The organism is Acetobacter fabarum, from assembly GCF_040702925.2.
GTDB lineage: Bacteria > Pseudomonadota > Alphaproteobacteria > Acetobacterales > Acetobacteraceae > Acetobacter > Acetobacter fabarum_B.
This window is the reverse complement of record NZ_JBFCXX020000067.1, coordinates 1-301: the sequence shown is the minus strand read 5'-3', so window position 1 is coordinate 301 and position 301 is coordinate 1. Positions and strand designations below refer to the sequence as shown.

1 protein-coding gene is annotated in these 301 nt (G+C 61.5%); it reads right to left on the bottom strand.

Annotated elements, in window-relative coordinates; genetic code table 11:
- Nucleotides 1–22 precede the first annotated feature (22 nt).
- Nucleotides 23–301: hypothetical protein (locus tag AB2L51_RS15120; protein WP_400922642.1), on the bottom strand; the 279-nt coding region annotated here is incomplete at its 5' end.

The window sequence follows — 301 nt, the reverse complement described above, 5'->3', positions numbered from 1 at the left end:
CCTTGTAGTTGATCAAGACGCATTATCCGATCACCGCGTCATCATGCAGCTTCGCGACCGGTTCGTGCGGTGGAGGTGACCGCAGGAAGGTGAACGAGACAGCCTCGGCCGTCCCCCCTCCACCGAAGAGTTCGTCGAGTTCAAGGAGCTCGTCATTCACGTCCTGCCGGGCGGAGGCGTCGTCGATGACTACCGCGGTGACATCCTGCTTGCGGGCAAGCGTCGCCAGACGGTGCAGCGACATGTTCTCCGCCGGACGCGTACGCCAGAAGGGCTCGATCAGGTCGAAGTAGAACGAGAA